The sequence below is a fragment of the Abyssisolibacter fermentans genome, from assembly GCF_001559865.1.
GTDB lineage: Bacteria > Bacillota > Clostridia > Tissierellales > MCWD3 > Abyssisolibacter > Abyssisolibacter fermentans.
Window position 1 is genome coordinate 102,647 of record NZ_LOHE01000035.1, and the last position, 26,861, is coordinate 129,507.

24 protein-coding genes are annotated in these 26,861 nt (G+C 29.4%); 17 read left to right on the forward strand and 7 right to left on the reverse strand.

From position 1 onward, the window contains the following. Positions 1 to 464 precede the first annotated feature (464 nt). The 7 genes from AYC61_RS03270 to AYC61_RS03300 form a co-directional block, all read right to left on the reverse strand. The gene (locus AYC61_RS03270) at positions 465 to 1,118 is read right to left on the reverse strand and encodes a DNA alkylation repair protein (protein ID WP_066496848.1); all 654 of its coding nucleotides are present in this window, start codon (positions 1,116 to 1,118) and stop codon (positions 465 to 467) included. A 412-nt stretch (positions 1,119 to 1,530) separates the two neighbouring features. Beyond that, on the reverse strand, positions 1,531 to 2,577 hold the full coding sequence (locus AYC61_RS03275; RefSeq protein WP_066496850.1) for an SIS domain-containing protein: 1,047 nt from the start codon (positions 2,575 to 2,577) through the stop codon (positions 1,531 to 1,533). Between the two features lie 109 nt (positions 2,578 to 2,686). After that, a complete protein-coding gene (locus tag AYC61_RS03280; protein WP_066496851.1) occupies positions 2,687 to 3,514 on the reverse strand; it encodes a PTS system mannose/fructose/sorbose family transporter subunit IID in 828 nt (275 codons plus the stop codon). Continuing rightward, positions 3,507 to 4,280, reverse strand: a complete 774-nt coding sequence (locus AYC61_RS03285) for a PTS mannose/fructose/sorbose/N-acetylgalactosamine transporter subunit IIC (RefSeq protein WP_066496853.1) — start codon at positions 4,278 to 4,280, stop codon at positions 3,507 to 3,509. The genes AYC61_RS03280 and AYC61_RS03285 overlap by 8 nt, the downstream gene beginning before the upstream one ends. Before the next feature lie 88 nt (positions 4,281 to 4,368). Further along, on the reverse strand, positions 4,369 to 4,842 hold the full coding sequence (locus AYC61_RS03290; protein WP_066496855.1) for a PTS sugar transporter subunit IIB: 474 nt from the start codon (positions 4,840 to 4,842) through the stop codon (positions 4,369 to 4,371). After that, entirely contained in the window at positions 4,827 to 5,261 is a 435-nt protein-coding gene (locus AYC61_RS03295; protein ID WP_066496857.1) for a PTS sugar transporter subunit IIA, read from the reverse strand. Before AYC61_RS03295 ends, AYC61_RS03290 begins: the two co-directional genes overlap by 16 nt. 109 nt (positions 5,262 to 5,370) lie before the next feature. After that, entirely contained in the window at positions 5,371 to 8,142 is a 2,772-nt protein-coding gene (locus AYC61_RS03300; protein ID WP_066496863.1) for a sigma 54-interacting transcriptional regulator, read from the reverse strand. Positions 8,143 to 8,583: 441 nt separating this feature from the next. Between AYC61_RS03300 and AYC61_RS03305 the strand changes: the two genes are divergently transcribed. The 17 genes from AYC61_RS03305 to AYC61_RS03385 all read left to right on the forward strand — a co-directional run. After that, positions 8,584 to 10,011 (forward strand): sigma 54-interacting transcriptional regulator, encoded by a 1,428-nt coding sequence (locus AYC61_RS03305; protein ID WP_066496864.1) that lies wholly within the window; start codon positions 8,584 to 8,586, stop codon positions 10,009 to 10,011. Positions 10,012 to 10,386: 375 nt separating this feature from the next. Further along, positions 10,387 to 10,962, forward strand: coding sequence for a 2-oxoacid:acceptor oxidoreductase family protein (locus AYC61_RS03310; RefSeq protein ID WP_066496867.1), 576 nt, complete (start codon positions 10,387 to 10,389; stop codon positions 10,960 to 10,962). Next, positions 10,962 to 11,258: a 4Fe-4S binding protein gene (locus AYC61_RS03315; RefSeq protein ID WP_066496869.1), complete on the forward strand. Its 297-nt coding sequence runs from the start codon at positions 10,962 to 10,964 to the stop codon at positions 11,256 to 11,258. The genes AYC61_RS03310 and AYC61_RS03315 overlap by 1 nt, the downstream gene beginning before the upstream one ends. A 12-nt stretch (positions 11,259 to 11,270) precedes the next feature. Next, on the forward strand, positions 11,271 to 12,452 hold the full coding sequence (gene porA, locus AYC61_RS03320) for a pyruvate ferredoxin oxidoreductase (protein ID WP_066496871.1): 1,182 nt from the start codon (positions 11,271 to 11,273) through the stop codon (positions 12,450 to 12,452). Positions 12,453 to 12,465: 13 nt separating this feature from the next. After that, on the forward strand, positions 12,466 to 13,398 hold the full coding sequence (locus tag AYC61_RS03325) for a thiamine pyrophosphate-dependent enzyme (RefSeq protein ID WP_066496873.1): 933 nt from the start codon (positions 12,466 to 12,468) through the stop codon (positions 13,396 to 13,398). Between the two features lie 347 nt (positions 13,399 to 13,745). Continuing rightward, positions 13,746 to 14,162 (forward strand): cytochrome b5 domain-containing protein, encoded by a 417-nt coding sequence (locus tag AYC61_RS03330; protein WP_066496875.1) that lies wholly within the window; start codon positions 13,746 to 13,748, stop codon positions 14,160 to 14,162. A gap of 15 nt (positions 14,163 to 14,177) precedes the next feature. After that, positions 14,178 to 15,050, forward strand: a complete 873-nt coding sequence (locus tag AYC61_RS03335) for a hydrogenase small subunit (RefSeq protein ID WP_066496877.1) — start codon at positions 14,178 to 14,180, stop codon at positions 15,048 to 15,050. A gap of 15 nt (positions 15,051 to 15,065) precedes the next feature. Next, complete coding sequence (locus AYC61_RS03340) at positions 15,066 to 16,475, forward strand: nickel-dependent hydrogenase large subunit (protein WP_066496878.1); 1,410 nt, start codon at positions 15,066 to 15,068, stop codon at positions 16,473 to 16,475. A gap of 2 nt (positions 16,476 to 16,477) precedes the next feature. Next, positions 16,478 to 16,945 (forward strand): hydrogenase maturation protease, encoded by a 468-nt coding sequence (locus AYC61_RS03345; RefSeq protein WP_066496880.1) that lies wholly within the window; start codon positions 16,478 to 16,480, stop codon positions 16,943 to 16,945. Next, on the forward strand, positions 16,945 to 17,331 hold the full coding sequence (gene hypA, locus AYC61_RS03350; protein ID WP_066496882.1) for a hydrogenase maturation nickel metallochaperone HypA: 387 nt from the start codon (positions 16,945 to 16,947) through the stop codon (positions 17,329 to 17,331). Before AYC61_RS03345 ends, hypA begins: the two co-directional genes overlap by 1 nt. After that, a complete protein-coding gene (gene hypB / locus AYC61_RS03355; RefSeq protein WP_066496884.1) occupies positions 17,288 to 17,950 on the forward strand; it encodes a hydrogenase nickel incorporation protein HypB in 663 nt (220 codons plus the stop codon). The genes hypA and hypB overlap by 44 nt, the downstream gene beginning before the upstream one ends. A 33-nt stretch (positions 17,951 to 17,983) precedes the next feature. Further along, complete coding sequence (gene hypF / locus AYC61_RS03360) at positions 17,984 to 20,218, forward strand: carbamoyltransferase HypF (protein WP_338026017.1); 2,235 nt, start codon at positions 17,984 to 17,986, stop codon at positions 20,216 to 20,218. A 6-nt stretch (positions 20,219 to 20,224) separates the two neighbouring features. Next, positions 20,225 to 20,443, forward strand: coding sequence for a HypC/HybG/HupF family hydrogenase formation chaperone (locus AYC61_RS03365; RefSeq protein ID WP_066496888.1), 219 nt, complete (start codon positions 20,225 to 20,227; stop codon positions 20,441 to 20,443). Between the two features lie 5 nt (positions 20,444 to 20,448). Beyond that, complete coding sequence (gene hypD, locus AYC61_RS03370) at positions 20,449 to 21,534, forward strand: hydrogenase formation protein HypD (RefSeq protein ID WP_066496890.1); 1,086 nt, start codon at positions 20,449 to 20,451, stop codon at positions 21,532 to 21,534. Positions 21,535 to 21,545: 11 nt separating this feature from the next. After that, positions 21,546 to 22,553 carry a hydrogenase expression/formation protein HypE gene (gene hypE, locus AYC61_RS03375; RefSeq protein ID WP_066496894.1) on the forward strand — a complete coding sequence of 336 codons (1,008 nt, stop codon included), beginning with the start codon at positions 21,546 to 21,548 and terminating at the stop codon, positions 22,551 to 22,553. Between the two features lie 304 nt (positions 22,554 to 22,857). Beyond that, entirely contained in the window at positions 22,858 to 23,592 is a 735-nt protein-coding gene (locus AYC61_RS03380; RefSeq protein WP_066496895.1) for a YetF domain-containing protein, read from the forward strand. Positions 23,593 to 24,403: 811 nt separating this feature from the next. Beyond that, positions 24,404 to 26,861, forward strand: a 2,458-nt coding sequence (locus AYC61_RS03385; protein ID WP_156456324.1) for an AMP-binding protein, incomplete at its 3' end; no start/stop codon positions are given.

Here is a 26,861-nt window from a genome sequence, read left to right on the forward strand (position 1 = left end):
ACCCAAAGAGATGTCTCAAAATAGCAAACTTCTGCGATGAGCAGCGAACAGAAATCTACGATTTCTAGTAAGTCGCTTACTCCTAGGAACGAAGTGAGTAGTGAGCTACATCTAGTACGCTCATATCTGTAAGCAGAGAACCCAAAATTCATTTTTGGCGTGAATCGCTTACTCAGAGGAAGAATGAGTCTGAGTTTCAATTAGTATATAGCCTTGAACTTTACTTATTTTGAAACAACCCAAAGAGATGTCTCAAAATGGCAAATTTCTGCGATGAGCAGCGAACAGAAATCTTTGATTTCTAGTAAGTCGCTTACTCCTAGGAACGTAGTGAGTAGTGAGCTACATCTAGTACGCTCATATCTGTAAGCAGAGAACCCAAAATTCATTTTTGGAGTGAATCGCTTACTCAGAGGAAGAATGAGTCTGAGTAAGTGACTCTAACAGTAAGTTTTGTTTATTGACTATATATATTTACTACCTTCCCTAATACTTAGTGGCGATAATTCATTATTCTCGATAAAACTTTTTACCCACTGCTTATTTGTTTTAGAATATTCTCTCAATATCCAGCCTATTGCTTTGTTAATAAAAAATTCATTTGTATTGTAATTAGTAGTTATGATTTTGCTGAGAAACTCTGTGTCAGTTTTTTCTTTGTATTTTAATTGAAATAATATAGCAGTTCTTATAAGCCATATATTTTCTTGATTGCTCCAATTTATAATATGTGTTTCCTTCAACTCTGGGTATTTGCTTACAATAGAACCTGTTAGTTTAGATGCTAGCAAATCCACTGTATCCCACCATGATTTGTTTATGATAAGATTTTCAATTTTATTAATATCAGTTTTTTTAAGTTCCTTGATTAAAGCTATTAATAAATCTAAAGCTAGATATTGGAATTCTCTTTCAGGTAAATTCCATAGTTCATATATGAAATTCCAATCTATTTTTTTAGTTTGTTTACACTGTTTTATAAAATTCTTTTGTAAAGCTGCTCTCTCAGGCTTTTTGATTCCTAAGAAAGGAAAATTATTTTTCAAATAAGCTGACATTTTTATAGCGTTTTCTTTATTCCTATTATCATAAAAAGCATTTATTATATCTTCATACATATATATATCACCACATTAATCAAGATTTTGTTTATATTTATTATAACCTATAAAGATACTTTTTGATAGTGAGTGAAAATAAAAATAGGGGTGTATCAAACACCCCTAAATACAAAATGTTTAGTTAATTGCAAAATGCTACATACCCATAAATTCTATCTTTAGATGCTTTGAAATTAGTTATAAAAACTACCAATATAGTCACTAGGAAACCATCTAATGTTTCTTTGAAAGTGTGACTTCAAGAGTTCGTTTCTTCATCGCTTCTACTTAAATCAAAAGAAACGAGCTCTTGTCGGAACCGTCAAAGATTATTAGATGGTTTCCCTCGCCAAAAACTTATGAATTAAAACAATAAAAATTATCCACATTTATTTGAATTTTGTTTTATAACTAAATACAAAATATTTTGTTATAATTTTTTACCTACGAATTCATCAAAATCAGGGAAGCGTTTTTTATCTAAATCAATTCCTTTGTCAATTGAAAGATAATATGAAAGTACTTGAAATGGAATCACAAGCTCTAAAGCACTGAATTCAGCTTCGCCTTTACATGGTAATTTCAAATCACCTTCACTTCCAACTAAGTATGAACAACTAACTTTAGTTTTTAGATATTCATTTAATAACTTAGCTTTTTTACTTGATTGATTTTCAGATGCTATGATAAACAAGCAGCTTTCATCAGATAAAGCGTTTTGAGGACCATGCATATATTCTTCTAATTCATATGCATTAGTAAAGCATTTAACTGTCTCTACTAGTTTTAAGCTTCCTTCAATAGCTGTACCCCAATTTTCACCTGTTCCGATCAATACCATTTTATCTCTATTCAAAAGCGGTTTTTTATGCTCTTTATACCAATTAACGGATGCTTCAATTACTTCATCTAATTCATTTATAACATTTTCTAATTTCAAGATTAGCTGAGCATATTTATCATCACTGATTTTTTCAAGATTTAACCCAAGTTCTAGAGTTAAAAGATAAAGGTCAAGTAGTGTAGAGCTGTATCCTTTTGTTCTATATACAACAGTTTCCACGCCGCAGCTCATATCTAGTGATATAGGAGTTAATTTTGCAATTGGACTGTTTAAATTACTTGTAATAGAAATTGTAGTAAGACCCTTTGCTTTAACCTTAGATAGAGCTTCATGGGTTAATCGACTACTACCACTTTGTGAAATTCCTATATAAATTGCATTAGGATTTAGTATATTTTCATAATGCTTAAACATATATGGATAAACTGTTGTTACTTTAACATCTAAAATCGTTTCTATAAAGATTTTTGCTGTAAAAGCAGCATTATATGAAGTTCCTGATCCAATAAATACAATTTCATTAAAATGTTTTTCTTTTAATGCCTCAACTAAAGGCTTGAATATAGTTTTTCTTTTTGACAAAATATCTTGTAATACTTCTGGTGTTTGATTGACGTAATCCAACATATTCATAATATCACCTCTTTATGCATTTTCAATGTAGTTTGATAACACAACGGAAATTATAAACATTGAAATTTGCAGATGAGTATAATTTCCGTTATGTGTTATATTAAATTATTTATACTATACCTATAAATTTTCCAAGAACTCCTAATACTAATAAACTAACTAATACTAAGTTAACATTTCGACCTTTTTCAAGCTGTTTATAGCATACATATGTTAATGCAAGTGGTAAAACACCAGGCAAGATTTGATCTAAAATATTTTGTAGTGCAACACTTGCTCCACCTAAGTTGACTACAAATGGTGTACTGAAGTTTACCATTGAGAAAGTCATTGCTCCTACAACCATTAATCCTACAATAGTTGCTGCTTTAGAAATCTTATTCATAATACCGCTTTCATAAGCATTTTTCAAAAACTTTGCACCTAATTTAAAACCTAAGAATGTTCCGAAATAACGTACTATTAAATGAGGAATATTGAAAAGTAGTAAGAAAATCAATGGAGCTAAAAGGCTACCTTGTTGAGCCAATTGAACACCAACACCTGCTGCTATAATTCTAAAAGTTCCCCAGAAAAATGAATCACCTACACCAGCCATTGGACCCATCAAACCAACTTTAATTGCGTTTATAGAAGATGGTTCAACATTTCCTTTTTCGGCGTTTTGTTTTTCCATAGCAGCAGCCATACCCATTATAAATGAAGAAACATGAGGTGTTGTATTAAACAATGCCATATGTCTCTTTAAAGCTTCTGCTTTTTTCTCTTTTGATTTATAATATTTATTGATTACAGGAATCATAGAATATGCAAAACCTAAAGCCTGCATTTTTTCATAGTTAAATGAACACTCAAGTGTAAAAGATCTTTTAAAAACTTTGTTTAATAGTTTTTTATCCTCAGTTGACATATCTTTTTCTTTATTAATACTAGTCATCAAAAAGTACCTCCTCTTCAGCGTCTACAATCGTTTGTTTAACAGGTTCTTTCTGTACTAAAAACATTAGAATAACTGCAACGATGATACCTAAAATTGCAACAGCCATAATAGGTAATTTGAAATAAGCAGCTAAAATGAATCCTAAGAAATAAAATACTGCAAATTGTTTTGATATCAACATTTTAGCTAGCAAAGCAATTCCTACAGCTGGTAATAAACCTGCTGAAGCTTTCATTCCGTCTAGTATTACAGCTGGAATACTATCTACAAATACTTTCATGGCATCAGCACCAATTAGTATTGATACAAAAGCAATACTAAACATTGTTATTAACATTAGAGAGTATGCAATCCAGTGGATTCTCTCCATTCCCTTTGTATCACCTGCTTCTGCATAGGCTAAAGCTTTTGGCATAAAGCTTGCTCTTAAAATATTGATTCCAATTTTAGCAGCCTGTGATAACATAGCTATAGGTAAAGCTAATGCTAAAGCGATTTCAGGACCACTATTTGTTAAAATTGCAAAAGCTGTTCCAAGTACACTTCCTGTTACTGTGTCTGGTGGTGTAGCTGCACCGATTGTAACAACTCCCATGAAAACAAGTTCCAAAGTTGCTCCAATCATGATACCTGCTTGTAAATCGCCTAATACTAAACCTACTAAAGGTGCTAGTACAATTGGACGATTGATCATAATTCCACCAAATAAATAATCACAATAACCAAATACATTAATAAGACCAATCAAAAAGGCATTAAACATGATTTATTCCCTCCTATTATTTAACCAAGATTATTCATACAAATTAAATATAATATCATATTATTTAAAGTTATATAAAAATCAGGGTTTATTTTAATAATTCATGGATATACTTTTTACTATCAGTAGGAACTTGTCTTAGTTCTACTTCTCGTCCCATTTCTGATAATTGATTAAATATTTGAATATCTTCATCGCTAACAAAAACTGCTCTTGTTAACATTTGTTTACCTTCTTCTTTTTTAATTCCTCCAACATTAATATGTTGTATTAAATCAGTTTTTTCAGCTAGTCTTAGTGCATCTTTTGCTGTTCTTACTACGACGAATAGTGACATATCTTGAGTTTTTGGATGTTCTATCAATTTAACAGCATCATCAATTGAACGTATTGCCAATTTAACTTCTGGTGGTGCTGCCATTTTGATACTCATTTTTATTAAATCATCCTTGACTACATCATCATTTGCTACAACAATTGCTTCTACACCTAAAGATTTTGTCCACGCAAAGGCAACTTGTCCATGCAAAAGACGATCGTCAATTCTTAACAATTTAACCATTCATCTTCATCTCCTTTGTTTTTATTTTGTTCAAATTGATCATTTGTAAAAGCGATGCTTTTTTTTACATCCTCTACAATGTTTCTTATTTTTTCGGGAGCTGATTCTTCATCTCCCATTGAAAACAATTCTAAAACCATTAACAAATTCATTCCAGTAACCAGATATACATGATCTAGTTTAACTAATTGAGATAATGCTTGTTGAACACTTCCTCCCATGATATCAGTTGCAATAATGAAATCGTCATTTGGTGATGCTAAAATCATCTTTTTTATTTCATCAGCTATATCCTGAGGATGTTCTCCTTGTTTTAGAGAAAAAACGCTAACATTTTCTTGTTTTCCAATAATCATCTGGGCTGAGTCTAAAATCCCTGCTGCCAAATTCCCATGTGATGCTAAAATAAATTTTTTCATATCTGCCCTCCTTTGTTTACTATTTTTTCTCTGCTTTATATAAGAGCAAAAAATATGCCAAATAATCTGGCGATTACTTGGCATTCATAGAATTTTTATTAGAAAGTTCTTAAATATCACATTCATTAGATATAATATCATATATATAACCAATTTCTGCTTCGGGAATTTCGACACTATAAACTTTTTCAATGACACTAAAACTATTTTTAACTATTTGCATAAAGTCTTTATGTTCTTTTATGAATGATTCTATATTATAATATGTCTTAATAGGATTTTTCATTATAAGCCTTTCAATTAAACAGCTCAAGTGTACATATAAACCAATAAATATTTTATTACTTAGTTTTTGCTCTAATGCAATTTGTAGTTTATTTAAAGCATCTTCTATATAATCTAAAATTTTATCAGCGTTTAGAATAGTTAAATGATTGAGTACATTTTGTAGAGAAAAATTCTTTACAATGTTATTATTAATAATTTCAAGCTCTTCTTCGCTTAAATATTCAATTAAAGATTTTTTTAGCACATCAATACCTTTACCAGAGATGATATCTTCTATTGCGACAAAGGTTGAACCTTCAATATCAGGATTTAGTGTTCCTAATATTAAATCAACATCATATTTTTTAAAAACCTCATCATTTTTTTTATTTCTCGATAATCTTTCATAATCATAAGCAATAATGTCTAAATCAACCTTAGATGGAATACTCGTTTTAAGTAGTTCTGAAAATTTCTCTGCTGTTCCAATTCCAGTTGCACACACTGTTATAATTGCTTTCTTTTTATTCTTAGGGCGGATTATTCTATAAGTAGAATAAATATTTTCACTGGATTCTTTTAAGATGCTTTCCATTTCCTTACCTTGTACAATTTTAGAGCCTATATCCAGTGCTAATTTTGTAGTGATATTATTTATTATTCCGATTGTACGGTCTTCAAAGCTTTCTAAGCCTTTGTAAATATCTTTGAGTGAACCCATGTCAACTAATAAGATGACCTCTTTAAAAGTATGCATACGATTTAGATAGCGTTTCAACCTAAAAAGAATTGTTTCAGTCGATACGTCTAGGGGCATATCGATTGCTTCGTATACATATTGCCCGATTAATTTGTTTGCTGCATCAGCAATACTACTCGCAGTTGAATAACCATGGCTTAATATAATACCCAGAATTTTGTTAGTGTTTTTATTTTTATGAATAGACTTGATATTAAGAATAAAAATAACTATATCCATTGTATCAAGTTCAACATCCAGATTTTTATTAATAAAATCCACCAATTCCATTGTCATAATATATTCTTTTTGAAAATTTATTTGTAAATAGTTAAAAATTCTTGTTATTTCTTTTCTTTCAAAATGCTTGTTGACTTTTAGATACGATTTTATATGATCGTATTCTAAAATGTATTGTGATAAAATTAAAATCATATTATTTTGCATTTTCAAACCGTATTTGTTCTCTAACATATTAAAAATATTATTGAGTAAATGTATGATAATATCCAATTTAGCATTAAGATTTCTGTTTTTATTTCTAAAGATAAGGTAATCATAATAATTATCCACATAACCTAAACTTTTTTGTGTAAATGTATCGATATCGATTTTTTCCTCGTAAAAATTATCAAAGCAAGTGATGATTTTACCATATAAATTTATTAACCGATTGCAGCGTGTTTGATCGAAATAGAGAGTATTTTCTTGACTAATAACTATCATATCTTTAACATCTTCTAAAGCATTTATTTCTATATTTTTTGCAAAAATATTTCCATACAAATTATAAGGTAAATGATTCATGTGAATTGATAAATGCTCTGTTTGCTGGTCTTGTTTCATATAAGCATTAGCACAAGTATGCTTTATACAATTTTTTAATTCCCCTACATTACCTGAAAAGCTTACTTTTAATAAAACATTATAAGCTTGTTTACTTATTATAATTGTTTTACCGATACGTTGTGACTCTACCTGTAAAAAATGATAAACCATATGTTGACGTTCTTCTCCTGAACGTTCTTCTAAAGCAGGAATTTGAACAACAATAGGAATTCTTCGCATAAGAGTTTTAAGAAGTGCTTCTTCGGGATTTTTAGTAGTTGCAAAAATAATTCTAACCTTAGAAGTATGCCAAGTTTTATTGTCTCCTAATTTTCTGAATTTTGCTTTATCCATAAAAAGAAAAAGTTTTTCCTGCCCATTAGAGCTTAAACAATGTACTTCATCTAGAAATAAAAAGCCGCCGTTTGACTCTTCTATTAGTCCTACTTTATCTGTATCTGCTCCTGTAAATGCACCTTTAACATAGCCAAATAAATTAGCTGTCAATAGTTCAGGATTATCAGCAAATTCAGCACAATTTAAAACTACAAATGGATGATTAGTATCTATTATCTTATTATCAACAGCATATTCGTACATCAAATGTGCTAAAAAACTTTTCCCAACACCTGTTGGACCGTTGATTAAAACAGGTAAGCCATCGGTAGGGTATTTAATAGCAGCTTTAAGTTGTTCTATAGGATAATATAAACTATCTTGAAATCCTATAGCTTTTTGAAAATTATTTAAAGGTTTTTTTACTTCTATCAAAAATTTTTTTAGTTCATCTATGTTATCAAAATTAGTTGTCTTAAAAGAAACTGAATACTTAGTTTCTAAACATTCCTTATGAAAAAAATAAACCGGTCTAGAATGTGTCTTGATAACTTTTCCTAATTGAACATATTCGTTGAGGTATTGGCTAATTGTATTACGGCTTAAATTAAATTGTTTACTGATATAATTGGCGGTAAATTTTTCTTTACCATCAAAATCAAAGGTCTCAGTAATTTTGTATAAATATTCTAAAATTGAACTTTTCTTCATAAAAAACCTCCTATTACTAAAACTATAGTGCAATCCAATGCAAAATATGTCGTAATTAATAATATTTTATCAAGTTTATTTATTTTCATCAATGCTTCTATTTACATTGGTAAAAATTATATTGAATTGATTGGCTTAATAGTACGTGACTTATAAATATATATGGTATTATGTATATTTACACCTCAAAGAGAAGATTTTAAATAGATTATAGAAGTTATATTATATAAAAAATTTATGAATGACTTGTGAAAAATATAGTTATAATAAATTTTAAAATAAGAATTAAATAAAGTTTAAAAATTATTATTATCCCTGATTACATAAAAATATGAAATAATCAGGGATAATTAATCTTAACATAATTCCATGTTTTAATATATTGTGATAAAATATTATTATATCATTAATGCACAATCTATATATTGAAAGGAGATATATATGTCAATTGATTTGCCTGGTTACGATAAGAATTATATGTTTAATGAAATATTTAATCATGTAAATGATGGAATTAATGTGATAGATGAAAATGGTATACTAGTGTTTGTTAATGAAGAATCAGCAAAATACGCAAATAAAAGTATAGATGAGATGTTGAATAAACCAATAGATGAATTTTATCCACATTCGGCGTTAAGAGATTTAATGGTGGATAAAAAAGAGATTGTTGGAAGAAAGATAAATTATAAAAATGGAAAGCGATATTTAGTTAATGCATATCCATTTTTTATTGATGGCAAATTTAAAGGAGGATTTTCAGTATTTAAGAGTATTGATGATATAGAGCAATTAAACGAAAGGTTAAATCATCTTGAATTACAGATAAAATTGAGTAAATCAGAAAGCCACAATGAAAGTATTGTAGGGGCAAACGGAAGTTTAAAGAATATTATCAAGAAAGCTAGAAAAACAGTAGGTGCATTAGGTGGTCCAAGACATTCTATTATAACAGGTCAATCAGGAACGGGAAAGTCTATGCTTGCGTATTATATATATTTGTATGCTAAGGAAATTGGTGCGTTAGGCAAGGATGCTCCATTTATTGAGGTAAATTGTGCTCAATTTACAAATCCAGACATTGCAGCAATAGAAATATTTGGTTCTGAAAAAGGTGCTTTTACTGGATCTACAAATAAAAAAGGATTATTTGAACAAGCAGATAAAGGTGTACTTTTTTTAGATGAAGCACATGCATTAGGTAATCACCAAACAATGCTTTTGAAGGCTATAGAATCAAGAAATATTCGTAAAATTGGTGGTACTAAATTACAAAATGTTGATGTAATTATAATAGCTGCGTCCACAAAAAATTTGAAAGAAGTTCTATTACCTGAATTATATCAGAGGTTAGCTCAGTACGAATTGTATTTACCACCTTTAGCTGAAAGAACAAAACAAGAAAAAGAAGATCTACTAAAACATTTTACAGATAAATATGAAGAAAATGTTCTAACAATAAATAAAATAAATCTTGAAGTTAATTATACTCCTATTGCAAAAGTAGCACTGTTGGATGCAGAATATCCAAGAAACATAAGACAATTTCGTGATGTTATAAATGCAAGTATAGATTCAGCATGTCCTTTAATTAGTGATATAAAACCATATTCTTCTATTGATGTTTATGTTGATTCTACTCATATTCCAACACATACAAATTCGTTTGTTGATAATAGCACATCTTCAAAGACATTTGATATTAATAGTAATCCATATTATTTAAAAACCGTACTTCCAAAACAGATGATTTTAGATTTGAGGAATAATGGATTAGGTCCAAGGAAGATATCTAAAATATTACAAGAACAGGGATATGACATAAAATATTATCAAATAGCCTATTATTTAAAAAAATGTGGGAAATAAGTTATACTAATAGTTTTTCTACGATTTGAGTAGTATTATTCTTACCTATTATAATATATTTCTTATTGACCTATGTATCCTTTGTAAATAGTAAATGATTAATATTTAACTATAATTAGCATGTATTGGAGGTGTTAGAATACATGTTATTTTTATGTTCAAAGGTATACTGATGTTAAGTATATGACACTCTAACGTATTACAACATACTATAACAAATTACAACACATTCTAACAGTTTGAATGAAATATTAATGCTTATTTTTTTATAAATGTTATAAACAACACGTTTTAAAAAGTTGGCACGATTATTGCTCTTATATTAGTATGTTGAATTTAGTATGTAGATTTTTCACAGAGAATGGAGGTAAAAAAATGAAACAACTGATAGAAATCAGATGGCATGGTCGTGGTGGACAAGGTGCTAAAACTGCATCACTTTTGTTAGCAGATGTTGCTTTTAGTACAGGTAAATACGTACAAGGTTTTCCAGAGTATGGTCCAGAGAGAATGGGTGCACCAATAACAGCTTATAACAGAATTAGTGATGAAAGATCTTTAGTTCATTCTAATATTTATGAACCTGATTATGTAGTAGTTGTAGATGAAACATTATTAGAGAGCGTACCTGTAACTAAAGGATTAAAAGAAGATGGTGCTATTATTATAAATACAGCAAAGAGTCCAGAGGAAATTAAAAAAGAGTTAAAAGGATATAATGGAAGAGTTTTTACAGTTGATGCAAGAAAAATATCTGAAGCTTGTTTAGGAAGATACTTCCCTAACTCTCCAATGCTTGCAGCAGTAGTAAAAGTAAGCGAAGTTATGCCTACAGATGTATTTATTGAACAAATGCAACATTCATTTGAGCATAAATTTGCAACTAAGCCTGAAGTTATTAAAGGTAATATGGATGCATTAAGAAGAACTATCGAGGAGGTTAGATCATAATGTCTAAAGTGAATATCAATGAGTCAATTACATGGAAAGAGATAACTCCTGGTGGAAATATATGTGCAAGTGGTAACTCAGAAGAGTTTAAAACAGGTGATTGGAGAGTTGACAAACCAGTATTAATAGAAGAAAAATGTAAACATTGTCTTTTATGTGTTCCTGTTTGTCCAGATAGTTCAATACCTGTAAAAGATGGTAAAAGATTAGAATTTGATTACGATCACTGTAAAGGCTGTGGAATTTGTGCAAAAGTTTGTCCTTTTGACGCAATTGAAATGGTTAAAGACAAATAGGAGGTGTATAGAATGAGTATTCGTGAAAGATTATCAGGAAATGAAGCTGTAGCAACAGCTATGAGACAAATAAATCCAGACGTAATGGCTGCCTTTCCAATTACTCCATCAACAGAAATACCTCAATATTTCTCAAGATATATAGCTAATGGAAAAGTAGATACTGAATTTGTACCTGTAGAGAGTGAGCATAGTGCAATGTCTGCTTGTATTGGATCTGAAACAGCAGGAGCAAGAACTGTAACAGCAACTTCATCATGTGGTTTAGCTTTAATGCATGAGATGTTATATGTAGCTGCATCAAACAGATTACCAATAATACTAGCAGTAGTAAACAGAGCTTTATCAGGACCAATAAATATAAACGCTGACCATTCAGATAGTATGGGATCAAGAGATAGTGGATGGATTCAAATATATTCAGAAAACAACCAAGAAGCATATGATAACTATATTCAATCATTTAGAGTAGCTGAGCATAAAGATGTTATGCTACCAGTAATGGTTTGTCAAGATGGTTTCATAACTTCACATGCGGTTGAAAATATAGAATTAATAGAAGATGAAAAAGTTAAAGCATTTGTTGGTGAATATAAACCAGAAGAATATTTATTAAATGCTAAGCAACCTTTATCAGTTGGACCTTATGATACAGCTATGTTCTACATGGAGCATAAGAGACAACAAGCTCAAGCAATGATGAATGCTAAGAAAGTTGTCTTAGAAGTAGCTGAAGAATTTGAGAAAATTTCAGGTAGAAAATACGGCTTATTTGAAGAGTACAAATTAGATGATGCTGAATATGCATTAGTAATCATCAACTCTACTGCTGGTACAGCAAAAACAGCTGTTGATAGATTAAGAGCAGAGGGTAAAAAAGTAGGACTTCTTAAAATAAGATTATTCAGACCTTTCCCAGCTGAAGAAATTGCAGAAGCTTTAAAACATCTTAAAGCAGTTGCAGTAATGGACAAAACAGAAAGCTTCTCAGCTTGTGGAGGACCACTTTTTGCTGAAGTTAGATCTGCTATGTACCAAGTAAGTGAAAAACCAGCTATGGTTAACTACATCTACGGTTTAGGTGGAAGAGACGTAAGAGTTGAAAATATAGAAGAAGTTTATGCTGAAATAGAAAAATTAGGAAAAGCAGAAGAAGTAGAAAACGTATATAGATATTTAAGCGTAAGAGAATAGGAGGTGCTCGCAAATGGCATATAATCACAAGGAAGTATTTGAAAAACCTGAAAGATTGGCAGGAGGACATAGAATGTGTGCTGGCTGTGGTGGTCCAGTTGCTGTAAGAAGTGTCCTTAGAGCTTTAAAAGAAGAAGACAAAGCTGTAATAGGTTCTGCTACAGGATGTTTAGAAGTATCTACATTTATGTACCCATATACAGCTTGGAAAGATTCATTTATTCATAACGCATTCGAAAATGCAGGAGCTACTGTAAGTGGAGTTGAAGCTGCATACAATGCTTTAAAGAGAAAAGGTAAAATTGATGACACATATAAGTTCATTGCATTTGGTGGAGATGGTGGAACATACGATATAGGTTTCCAATCATTATCAGGAGCAATGGAAAGAGGTCATGATATGGTGTATGTATGTTACGATAATGGAGCATACATGAACACAGGTATTCAAAGATCATCGGCAACACCTAAGTACGCTGATACTACAACAACACCAACAGGTACAGAGTCTTTAGGAAAGCCTCAATATAGAAAAGATTTAACTCAGATAATGGTAAGTCATAATATACCATATATCGCTCAAACAACTTTCATGGGTAACTTCAAAGATATTCATGAAAAATCAGAAAAAGCTATATACAAAAAAGGAGCTGCATTCTTAAATGTATTAGCACCATGCCCAAGAGGATGGAGATACGAAGCTGCTGACATGATGGAAATGTGTAAACTTGCAGTAGACACTTGTTTCTGGCCACTATTTGAAGTGGAAGATGGAAAATGGACATTAACATATAAACCTAAAAAGAAACTTCCAATCGAAGACTTCTTAAGACCTCAAGGAAGATTCAAACATTTATTCAAAAAAGGTAATGAGCATTTAATCGCAGAAATGCAAGCTGAGATTGATAGAAGATGGGAAGATTTACTTAAGAAATGTGGAGAGTAAATAATTAGTCTTCTTTAAATAGATATTATTATATTCAGAGCACCTAACATTAGTTAGGTGCTTTTATTTATAGGGAACCCCCTTATAGGTGTAGAACAAATCACCTGTTTTACGAGTGGTGATGATTTAATGTAAATTCCTACTCTTAGGAATATAGTGAGCAGAAGTTTTATACATATAATGAAAAAAAGTTTATATTTGTAGTAATAAATAATGCATTGGAAATTAGATTAGGTTCTTGATCCAATGCTTTTTTGTTTGTAATAAAGATTTATATAATCAAATATTAATAATATATATATATTTAATGGTTATATTTTTTATTTGAAAGTAATTGAGGTGAAAACATGGAAAAGAATTTAAAAAAAATTAAAGATACTGTTTGGAGATTATTGTATTTACAGCGTATGGAATTTTCTAGCCCGTTTTTATATTACCAAATATATTATAATAAACTCTTAATGAAAGAAATAAACAAGCTTTTACAAGAAATTGATGATTTAGTTAGTATAGAACAAATGAATACAGACAATCAAAGAAAATTTACTCTCAAAGAATTGGCTGAAAATGATGGATCTAATGGGAAGCCTGCTTATGTAGCGATAAATGGAATCGTTTATGATGTAAGTACAGAAATAACATGGGGTGGAGGTACTCATTTTGGTTTATATGCGGGTAATGATTTAACAGAAGAATTAAAGTCATGTCATGAAATGCAAATGATTATAAAGAAATTAACTCAAGTAGGAATTTTAAAGAAATAAATAAGGGGGATCATTTTGAATAGTAAGAAGTGTCCTATTTTAGAGAATAAAAGTAAAATTCCAAGTAGAATGATCGATTTAGCTATAGAAAAAATAAATCTGAATAATAATAAAAAAATTAATCTTATTTGGTTAGAGGCATGTGGATGCTCAGGGAATATCATATCTTTATTAAATGGTGAAGATCCAAGTGTAATATATTTTCTTAATAAAATGGTAAATATGACATACAATAATAGTCTTATGGCACAAGAGGGAGAAAGAGCTTTTGAAAAGTTTTTAGAAACATTACAAACTGAGTTTATATTGGTTGTAGAAGGTGCAGTTTCAACAAAAGAAGATGGATTTTTTAATTGTATTGCTAGATATAAAGGAAAGTTAATAACTGGAATGCAGGCTGTGGCTATAGCAGGAAAAAAAGCAAAATATGTTTTAGCTGTAGGATCATGTGCATCATATGGAGGACCTTCAGCAGCAAGACCTAATCCATCATTAAGCATGAGTGTATATGATTTTCTAGATAGGGAAGTTATAAGAATTCCTGGATGTCCATCACATCCTCAATGGGTAGTAGGAACAATAGCTCACATTATATCGTTTGGCAAACCAACACTTGATATAGAAAATAGACCTACGATTTTTTATGGTATTACAATTCATGATTTATGCCCTAGAAGATCATATTTTAATAAAGGCATATTTGCATCAAAATTAGGAGATGAAGAGTGTATGTTTAAATTAGGTTGTAGAGGACCTATTACAAAAGCAGATTGCCCTACAAGAAGGTGGAATGACAGTATTAATTGGCCTATAGGTGACAATACACCCTGTATCGGTTGTGCAAGGAATGGATTTCCTGATTCAATGGAACCGTTTATTAAGTATTAAAGGAGGAGTATAGGTGTGGGAGAAAAAATTATTATTAATCCATTAACTAGAATAAGCGGTTTTTTGGAAATAGAAGTAAACATAGAAAATCACGTAGTAATTGATGCAAAAAGTAGTGGTATGCTTTTTAGAGGATTTGAAAAAATGCTGCAAGGTAGACCACCTCTAGATTCAATATATTTTACACAGAGAATATGCGGTATATGCTCAACTGCACATTCAATAGCTTCAGCACTTGCGCTTGAAAATGCTCTTGATGTGATACCAGACGAAAATGACAGCATGATTAGAGATATTGTTCATGGCTCTGAGTTTTTACAAAATCATCTGAGACATTTTTACCAGTATACTTTTCCTGATTATGTTAATGGCCCTCGGATTAATCCACTATACAAAGAATCTTATGGAGATTATAGGCTTCCAAGAGAATTAAATGAAAAACTAAGCAATCATTACGTAGAATCAATAAAATACAGCAGACAGGCCCATAAAATGTTAGCTATACTTGGAGGAAAAGCTCCACACAATCACGGAGTATTTGTTGGTGGTATTACGACGAATATGGATTCATCAAAGTTTATAGAATTAAATTCAATATTAAATTCAATAAAAAGTTTTATAAAAAATATAATGATAGATGATGTTTATATTATAGCTAAATATTATAGTGACTACTTTAATAATGGCAAAGGATATGGCAATTTTATGAGTTATGGAGTTTTTGATGAAAGTTTCAATGCACCTTTTGAGTATGTTAAATCCGGAATCATGATTAATAATAACAGATATCATTTTGATGAGAATAAAATTACTGAAAATGTACATTGCTCTTGGTATAAATCAGCTAAAAATAGTTTAAAACCAGAGGATGAGTATGTACAGACGGATATTAATAAAGAAAATGCATACAGTTTTGTGAAAGCTCCAAGATATGGAGGATACCCAATGGAAGTAGGACCTTTAGCACGAATGTGGCTTAGCAAGGAATATTTTAGAGGTATATCTACAATGGATAGAACTATAGCAAGAGCATTAGAAGCTGAGAAAATATGCAACATAATTGAGAATCTATTAAGTAAAATAAGGCTAGAACCTGCAAAACAAAAAAAGTATGAAATTCCTGAAACAGCTTATGGTATAGGACTTAAGGGAACAACAAGAGGAGCTTTAGGTCATTGGATATCTATAGAAGATAAAAAAATAAAAAACTATACAATTATAACACCTACGGCATGGAATCTATCACCAGCTGATTCTAGGGGTATAAAAGGAGTTGTAGAAAAAGCACTGATTGGGACATATGTTAAAAATATTGAATCTCCTGTAGAGATTGGAAGGATAGTTAGATCATTTGATCCTTGTGTGTCATGTGCAACTCACATAATTAGTGATAAACATTCGGCTATCAGCATAAGGATTGTATAGATATGATAAAAGTTATTGGTATAGGTAACAGAGTGATGAGTGATGATGGAATTGCAATACATGTATTAGAAAAAATTAAAGATGAAATTAAAATGATTAGTCCAGAAATAGAGGTGATTATAGGAGAGACAGACTTTGTATATTGTCTAAATAAAATAAATAATAATGATTATGTCATTATAGTTGATAGTACATTTTTAGGTTTAGAAAGTGGAAAAGTTACATTGTTATCATTTAACAGCATAGCACAATACAAAAATTTTTCATTTACGCAGCATGACGCTAGTCTAATTAATAGGATATTAAACTATAAAAGCAGTGTGAAGGGTTGTATTATTGGAATTGAGATTTATAGTGCTGATTATGGATTTGACATATCAAATATTTTAAGAAAAAGATTTAAAAACATATGTAAAGATACTCTATATCAAATTAAAACAGTAATATATAAGGGTGGAAGGGAAATATAATGCATGAAGTATCTGTAGCATCTGAATTATTAGATATTATAAATGAAAATGCTGAAATTCACAATATAAAAGAAGTAAAAAAAATAGTACTAAAAATAGGGAAATTTACATGTATACAAGAAAATGCACTTAGATTTGCCTTTAAAGCTATTTCTGAAAAAACTTTGTGTGCAAATGCGCAGCTGGTAATAGAGAATGTAAAAGCAGCTGCATGTTGTAAAAATTGCAAACAATATTTTGATATCAATTATACAAATAAAATATGTCCTAAATGTGGTCAGTTTAGTTTTAATATAACTACAGGGTATGAATTATTGTTAGAGAGTATAGAGGGGGAAAAAGATGAAACAGATATTAATACAGACAAATATATTAAAAAACAATGATGATATAGCTCGTAAAAATAGACAACGCTTAAATGACCAAAAAATATTTACCATTAATCTATTAGGCTCGCCGGGAAGTGGTAAAACCTCAATCTTAGAACAAATAATAAAACATATCAAACCAAAAGTTAATATGGGCGTAATTGAAGGAGATTTATATACTACTAAAGATGCACAAAGGATAGAAAAGCATAATGTAAATGTTATCCAAGTAAATACAGGAGGTATATGTCACTTAGACGCTTCTATGGTACAGCATGCCCTTCAATATTTAGATATAGATTATTTAGATTTTTTAGTAATAGAAAACGTTGGGAATCTAGTTTGTCCTGCGGCTTATGATTTGGGAGGAGACATGAAAATAACAGTTATGAGTGTAACTGAGGGGAATGATAAACCGCTTAAATATCCGTTTATGTTTCAAATCTCAAGTGTCATAATACTAAACAAGGTTGATATTATAGACTTTACAGATTTTGATATTGAAGAATTTTATAAAGATATAAAATCATTAAATGAAGAAATACAAATATATGAAGTTTCCTGCAAAACAGGTCAAGGTATAGAAGAATTGAGTAAATACTTTGAAAGTAAAATAAACTGTAAAAAGGGGGAATGAATAATAATATCAAATGATATAACTAGAAGATATATAACTGTAAAAGGAATAGTGCAAGGGGTTGGGTTTAGACCTTTTGTATATAAAACAGCTGTAAATAACAACTTAACAGGCTGGGTAAAAAATACATCAAAAGGTGTATATATAGACGTTGAAGGCAAAAAATCTGATATAAGTAAATTTATATATGCCATATATCATAAATCACCACCTATATCAGAAATAAAAGAAATAAATATAGAAGAAAAAGAGATGGTAAATTATAAAAATTTTGAAATAAAACATAGCATTAAGGAAGAAGATGCTGTAACTTTTATATCACCTGACATAGGAATATGTGCTCAGTGTTTAGAAGATATAAAAGACATAAATAACAGAAGATATAAATATCCTTTCACAAATTGCACGAATTGCGGTCCTAGATTTTCAATAATTAAAAAATTACCCTATGACAGAAATTCAACAGCTATGGATGAATTCGAAATGTGTAGTATTTGTAAATCTGAATATGATAATCTACTAGATAGAAGATTTCATGCACAGCCAAACGCGTGTACTAAATGTGGACCTAAAGTTGAGCTTATAGATAATTTTGGGAATAGAGTATTATGTGATGATCCTATAAAGCAAGCTGTTAAATTAATAAAACAAGGTAAGATAATTTTAGTAAAAGGGTTAGGAGGATTTCAAATAACTTGTGATGCTGTTAATGAAAAAACTATTGAGAAGCTTAGAGATAAAAAGCATAGACCAGCAAAACCCCTTGCCTTAATGATGAAAAATATAAAAGTTGTTAAAAAATACTGCAAATTAAGTGAAAAAGAAGAAAAAGTCATATTAAGTTCTAAAAAACCAATAATATTATTAGAAAAAAAATTAGAAATACTTCCTAATAATATAGCACCTAACAGTAATAAACTGGGAGTTATGCTTCCATACACACCACTCCATAGTTTGATATTTGAAGAAGATATTGAAGTTTTAGTTATGACTAGTGGAAATATAAGCAGTTACCCAATGATTTACAAAAATGAAGAAGCTTTAAATAGGTTAAATAATATAGTAGATTTCTTTCTTTTACATAATAGAAAAATACATGTTCCTGTTGATGATTCAGTATGCAAGGTTATTTTAGGTGAAGAAAATGTGATAAGAAGTGCAAGAGGATATGCTCCAATATATATAAAACAAAACGTTATAAATATACTTGCATGTGGATCGCATCTAAAGAATACATTTGCTTTATCAAAAAATAATTATATAATTATGAGCCAGTATATAGGTGATATAGAGAATATAGAAACTTTTAATTGTTTTGAAAGAAGTCTTAATCATTTAAAAAATATTTATAATATAAAGCCCAAAATTATAGCTTATGACATGCATCCAAACTATTGGTCATTTGAATATACAAAGAAACAAGATATTAAAAAAGTTCAAGTACAGCATCATCACGCTCATATAGTAAGTTGTATGGTTGAAAATAAAGTTAAGGATAAAATCATAGGAATAGCATATGATGGTATTGGCTATGGTATGGACGGGAAGATGTGGGGTTCAGAGTTTTTGATATGTGATTATAAAGATTTTATAAGAGTAGGACATGTTGATTATGTAAACATGCCTGGTGGAGATTTTGCCAGTAAAGAACCGTGGAAGATAGCTGTAAGCTATTTATATAAAGCGTATAGAGATGATATATATGAGAAATTACCATATACTTTGATAAATAAAAATATAAAACCAATACTATATTTAATAAAAAATAACATCAATTCACCACAGTGTTGCAGCATAGGAAAGTTATTTGATGCTGTATCAGCTATATTAGGTTTTATTGGTAAAGTAACTTTTGAAGGTGAAGCAGCAATTTTGTTAGAAAATATAGCAGATAAAAATGAATGTAGCAGATATGATTATGATATAGAATATATCAATCAAAAATATATCGTAAATACGGACAACATGATTATAGGAATAACGAATGATTTGAAAAATCATGTGAATTACAAGATTATATCTAAAAAAATGCATAATACAGTGATAGATTTTTCGATAGAAACATGTAAAATGATAGCGAAAAAATATAATATATATAAAGTTGCATTAAGTGGCGGAGTATTTCAAAATGAAATACTGTTAAAAGGTATATATAAAAAACTGGTATCAAAAGGCTTTATGGTTTATACTCATAAGCTAATACCATGTAATGATAGTGGTATTAGTCTTGGACAACTGGTTATAGCTGATGCAAAATCAAAGGAGTGATTCGAGATGTGTATAGCAGTTCCAGCAGAGGTTGTAAAGGTCTATGAAAGTGAAGCTTTAGTATGTTTTGGAGGTGTTAAAACTAAAGTAAATACTTATTTTTTAGAAAACTTAAAAGTTGGTGATTATGTATTAATACATGTAGGATGTGCTTTGCAAAAGATAGACAAGAATGAAGCAGTAAAAACACTTGAAATATTTAAAGATATATCAAATTACAGGTAGTATGTATGAAATATATAAAAGAATTTAGAAATCCTAATTTAGCAAAAAGAATGCTTGATGATATTTTACATGCAATTAAAGGAAATATAACAATTATGGAGGTGTGTGGAACGCACACCATGTCAATATTTAAAAATGGTATCAGAAGCTTACTTCCTAAAAATATAAGCATGATATCAGGACCGGGTTGTCCCGTATGTGTGACTGAACAGGGTTTCATAGATACAGCTACTAAGCTTTGTAGAAATGATGATATAATAATTGCATCATTTGGAGATATGATGAAAGTTCCAGGAACAAGTAGCTCACTTAAAATCGAGAAAGCATTAGGAAGAGATATTAAAGTAGTACTTTCCCCTCTTGATTGTCTTAATATTGCAAAACAGAATCCAAATAAAGAAGTAGTATTTTTAGCAATAGGATTTGAAACAACAGCTCCAATAATAGCTTTGAGTATTTATAAAGCTAAGAAAGAAAATATAAATAATTATAGTATATTACAATCAATAAAAACAATGCCGGATGTTTTAAGACATATAGCATCAAATGAAGAGGTTAATATTGATGGTTTTTTATGTCCAGGACACGTTAGTACTGTTATAGGAGTTAAACCTTTTGAATTTTTAGTTAAAGAATTTAATTTGCCTGCAGTTATAGCTGGATTTGAATACTGCGATATTATAGGAGCGATATATTTTATAGTTGATATGATAGCAAAAAAAGAGTATAAAGTGAAGAATATATACGAAAGGATTGTTAAATACGAGGGAAACAAAAAAGCACTAGCTATTATTGATGAGGTATTTAATCCTGCTGACAGTACATGGAGAGGTCTTGGAAATATAAAAAATACAGGCTTTAAATTAAAGGATAATTATAAAAATTTTGATGCAGTTTCTAAGTTAAATATAAAAATGGTGCAATCGTACATTCATAAAGACTGTATATGTGGTGAAATACTAAAAGGTTTAAAAAAGCCTACAGAGTGTAAGTTGTTTGCTAAAGTTTGCAGTCCTTTAAATCCAATAGGAGCATGCATGATTTCTCAGGAAGGAACTTGTAATACGTATTATAAATATGAAGCAAGATAAGGAGTGTTGTCATGGATATAATTACCCTAGCACATGGAAGCGGCGGAAAAGCAACTCATAGTCTAATAAAAGATGTATTTTACAAGCATTTCAAAAACGATATATTATTACAGCAAAAAGATTCTGGTATCCTTCAAAACTTAAATGGTAAAATTGCAGTAACAACAGATTCATTTGTTGTGAAACCAATATTTTTTCATGGTGGAGATATAGGAAAATTATCTGTATGCGGAACAGTAAATGATTTAGCAGTGTGTGGAGCTAAACCATTGTATATTACAGTTGGTTTTATAATAGAGGAAGGATTAAAAATAGATGTATTAGAAAAAATAACTAAATCAATGGCTAAAACAGCAGAAAAAACTGAAATAAAAATTGTTGCTGGAGATACTAAAGTTGTTGAAAAAGGAAAAGCAGATAAAATATTTATAAATACAACAGGAATTGGGTTAATAGAAGATAATCAGATTGATCTGAGCATAAATAGAATCAAAGAAGGAGATAAAGTAATATTGAGTGGGACATTAGGAGATCATGGCATGTGCATAATGAACAGTAGAGGAGAGTTAGGTTTAGATGCATATATAAAAAGCGACTGCTGTTTACTTAATACATTGATAAGAGATATATTAAAAATAAGTAAAAATATCAAATTCATGAGAGATCCTACCAGAGGAGGATTAGCTACTACATTAAATGAAATAATCGAAAATAGCAATAATAGTATTGTTTTGAATGAAGGCGATATACCGATTAAAAAGAAAGTAATGAGTATGTGTGAATTATTAGGGTTTGATCCTTTATACGTAGCAAATGAAGGTAAAATTGTAGTCATAGTATCTGATAATGATGCTGATATAGTGCTTAAAATAATGAGAAAAAATCCATTAGGAAAAGATTCTAAAATAATTGGCAGGGTTATAAATGATGGTAATAATAGAGTTTATTTAAAAACAGAAATAGGCGGAACAAGGATGTTAAATATGCTTTCAGGAGAATTGTTACCAAGAATATGCTAAACATAGGGACTAACTCAAATATTTTGAGAGGTCCCTTTTGTTTAGTGAAGAACCCAATCTAGGTGTAAGTCGGATTATTCCTAGAAACGAATTGAGTAACAGTTTCATTACATTAATTCCTTTTTAGTTAATACATATAGAATAATAAATCCTACAATAATAAAAACAATAGTAAAAATAGCTTCATAAAGTAAATTCATTTAAAACACTCCAATAACAAATTTTAATAATCTTGCTCTTTTAAGAATAGTATTCTCAAATTAGTATCAAAATAATATAAAATTCATACAGGAGTTGATTCTAAGTGGAATTATATATAGAGATTATCATTCAGACATTTTTATCTTTTTTTGCAATATTGTTTATTGCTAGACTCTTAGGAAGACAGCAGATATCTCAGTTAGCTTTTCATGAGTATGTAAATGGTATAACCTTTGGTTCAATAGCAGGAACATTAGCAACTGATCTTGATAATAATACGATGCAGCATTTTGTAGGACTTGTTTTATTTGGTCTGCTTACATGGTTAATTACAATGATTTCATTAAAGAACAGAACCTTTAGAAAAGTAGTGGAAGGCGAACCTATATTAGTAATACAAAATGGGAAAATACTAGAAAAAAATTTACAGCGAGCTCGGTATAACGTAGATGAAATTAATGTACTGTTGAGGCAGAATAATTGTTTATCACCAAAAGATGTTGAGTTTGGAATATTAGAAGCAAATGGAAAGTTAAGTGTTTTCACACAAAATGATAAAAAAACTGTAACATTAGGAGATCTAAATATAATATCTAAAGCTGAAAGCATACCCACAGAATTAATTATAGGAGGACAGATCATATACGAAAATTTAAGAAAAAGAAAATTAAGTGGTAAAGATATAATAAATAGGCTTAAAAAGTTTGGAGTAAAAAGAATCGAAGAAGTGATGTATGCAAGTATAGATGAAAATGGAAAGATGTATGTTGATAAATATGAAGATAAATTGGAATTAGAAAACAGTGTTGATTTTAGTGAAGATAATAAGGGGGTATAAGTATATTTTTAAATATTTATACTTAACCATAAATATTAAACTATAGTAACAAATATTATATAATTCTAACAAAATTATTGAGATTAAATATAAAAAAATTAACTGATAAATACATACAAGATAAATATGCTGTGTGTATTTATTTTTTTGAGCTTATTTTTACTAATTTTTGATTATATTATACGAAAAATACAGTAGATAAATATACAATAGCAGTGTTTAATATTAAATAACATTCGACATATTAACATGTATTTCATTTTAATTTCTAATATTTTTTAGAGAGAAAATATATTGATTTTGAGTAAAAATTACCATATAGAAATAATTGAAATAGAAATAGTTAAATTGTAACACACAAGGTGAGTTTAAAATAATTTAAAGACAATAGTAATATATCTCAAAATATATCAAATAATGACGAACGAAAAATAATAAAAAAAAAGGGAATTAGCATTTATTTAACAAATTAATATAATATATTACAAAAAAGAAATATATATTGTAGCAAAATATATAAATATGTAAAATAAATAATTATATGGGTATTAAAATATAAAAAGTAAACAATTCTATAAAAATTAAAATAATACATAAATTACAAATTAGAATTAAAACCCAATTACACAAATTTCAAATTATAGGTTACAAAATTTTATAAATAAATATAACTAACAAACTAAGGTATCAAGAATATATAAATATCATGAAAACAAACATAATTTGACGGTATCAAACTTTTGATTCGTGTTGAAAGTAATTAAGAAAATTTAAATTAATATCAATACAAATATAATCAAGGAGGTATAATATGTTAAAGCACAAAAGTAAGACTAGTGAAAATCTAGTAGAATGTTTACAAGAAATTAGTATTAAAAATTCCTCAAAAGGCATTACTTTTATTCAAAATGATGAGGAAGATTTCTTATCTTATAGTGAACTCTATGATAAAGCATTGATGACACTTAATGAATTACAGAAAAAAAATATAAAACCGGGCGATGAATTAGTATTCCAACTAGATGAGAATAAAGAATTATTAATAATTTTTTGGGCATGTTTATTAGGTGGCATTATACCAATTACTACTACTGTGGCAGCTAATGAAGCAAGTAAAACAAAACTTTCTAAAATATGGGGAAAATTAAATAACCCTTATTTAATAACTAGCAAAAAAGCATATGAAAAACTTAAGAAGAATACTTTTGTTAGTTTGAAAGCAGTTTCTAATATTGATATTGAATCAAGAATAATGCTAAGTGATATTATAAATGTAAATAAAAAAAATGGCGTTATACATGAAATACATCCTGATGATATTGCATATATACAATTTTCTTCTGGTTCAACAGGTGACCCTAAAGGTGTTGTTTTAACACATGAAAACGTGTTAACTAATTTAGAAACAATAGCAAAGGCTTTTGAAGTAACAAATGATGATTGTGTGCTAGGATGGATGCCATTAACACATACTTTTGGTCTTCTTGTGTTTCATATACTTCCTTTGACAATTGGTTTTAATCAAATAATAATGCCTACTAATACTTTTATAAAGACTCCATTGCAATGGATGGATAAAGCTCACGAACATAAGGCAACTTCACTAGCTTGTCCTAATTTTGCATTTAAACATTTCTTGTCATTTCTTACTGATGAGGAGAAAGAAAAAAAACAATGGGATTTATCACGTGTACGAGTAATTGCTAACGCAGCAGAACCCATATCAGCTGATTTGAACAATAAATTTTTTAATGAAATGTCTAGGTGGGGATTAAAAGAGAATATAGTTGTACCTTGTTATGGATTAACAGAGGCAACTGCAATAGTAACGGCTTGTAAAATAGGTGAAAAGTTAAAATATTTAAAACTTCACAGAGATTATATGTCTATTGGTCAGCAAGTAATGGAAGTTGGTAAGGATGAGGAACGTGGAGTAACTTTGGTGGATGTTGGTCATGATTTCGACAGTTGTAAAATGAAAATATGTGATAATGAAGGTAGTATACTGCCAGATAATGTTGTGGGTGAAATTTACATCAAAGGAAAAAATGTAACCAGTGGCTATTATAATAACTCTGAAGCTACAAAAAGCACAATAACTGAGGATGGATGGTTAAAAACAGGAGATTTAGGTTTCAAGCGAAATGGAGAGTTATTTGTATCTGGTAGAAAAAAGGAGATTATATTTGTTAATGGACAAAATTACTATCCGAATGATATCGAAATGATTGCAAGTGAAATAAAAGGTGGAGAGGCTGGTAAAGTTGTTGTTTGTGGAATATACAATCCACAACTAGAAAAAGATGATATTATCATGTTCATCTTGTTTGAAGATGATGTAGAGAAATTCGTATCAAAAGCTATAGAATTCAAGAAATATATCAATTTGAGTACAGGTTTAGTATTAAAACATGTTTTACCAATCAATAAAATACCAAAGACAATCAGTGGCAAAGTTCAAAGATACATGCTAAAAGAAGCATATAGCAAAGGTGAATATAAAGAGCTAGGTTTACATTTAGATAGATTAATTAAAGAAAAAATAGAGAGTCGTGATGTAGATTTACCAACAACTAAGCTAGAAATGCAATTAGTAAATATGTGGTCAAACATTCTTGGAATAAATAATATAGGTATAAACGATAATTTTTTTGAACTAGGTGGAAATTCGTTAAAGATAGCATCATTAATTAAGAAAATACATGAAACTTTAAATATTAGCTTAACAATGGGAGAAATATTTAATTTTGCAACAGTAAAAACACTATCAATTTATATAACAGATATTAAAACTAATAATTCATGTCAGACTGCTGCAACATTGCAGACAGAAGAACTTGAATATTATCCCTTAGCAGCACCTCAGAAAAGAATTTATGTACTATGTAAATTTAATGAAAATAATTTGAGCTATAATACGCCTATAGCATTTAAAATTAAAGGAAATGTAAATATAAAGAGACTAAAAGCAGTATTAGACAAGTTAGTTAAACGACATGAAGCACTAAGAACTGGTTTTGTAAGCATTAATAATATACCTTATCAAAAGATTTATGATGAAGTTAAATTCAATGTAGAGGAAATTAATGCAAAGGGAAAAGCGGTAGAAGAAATAATAGAAGAATTTGTTAGACCTTTTGACTTAAACAAACCACCCATTTTTAGAGTAGGTCTAGTTACTCTAGATGTAGATGATTATATTTTGATAGTTGACATGCATCATATTATTTTTGATGGACAATCGGCAAGAGTACTAGTAGATGAGATTA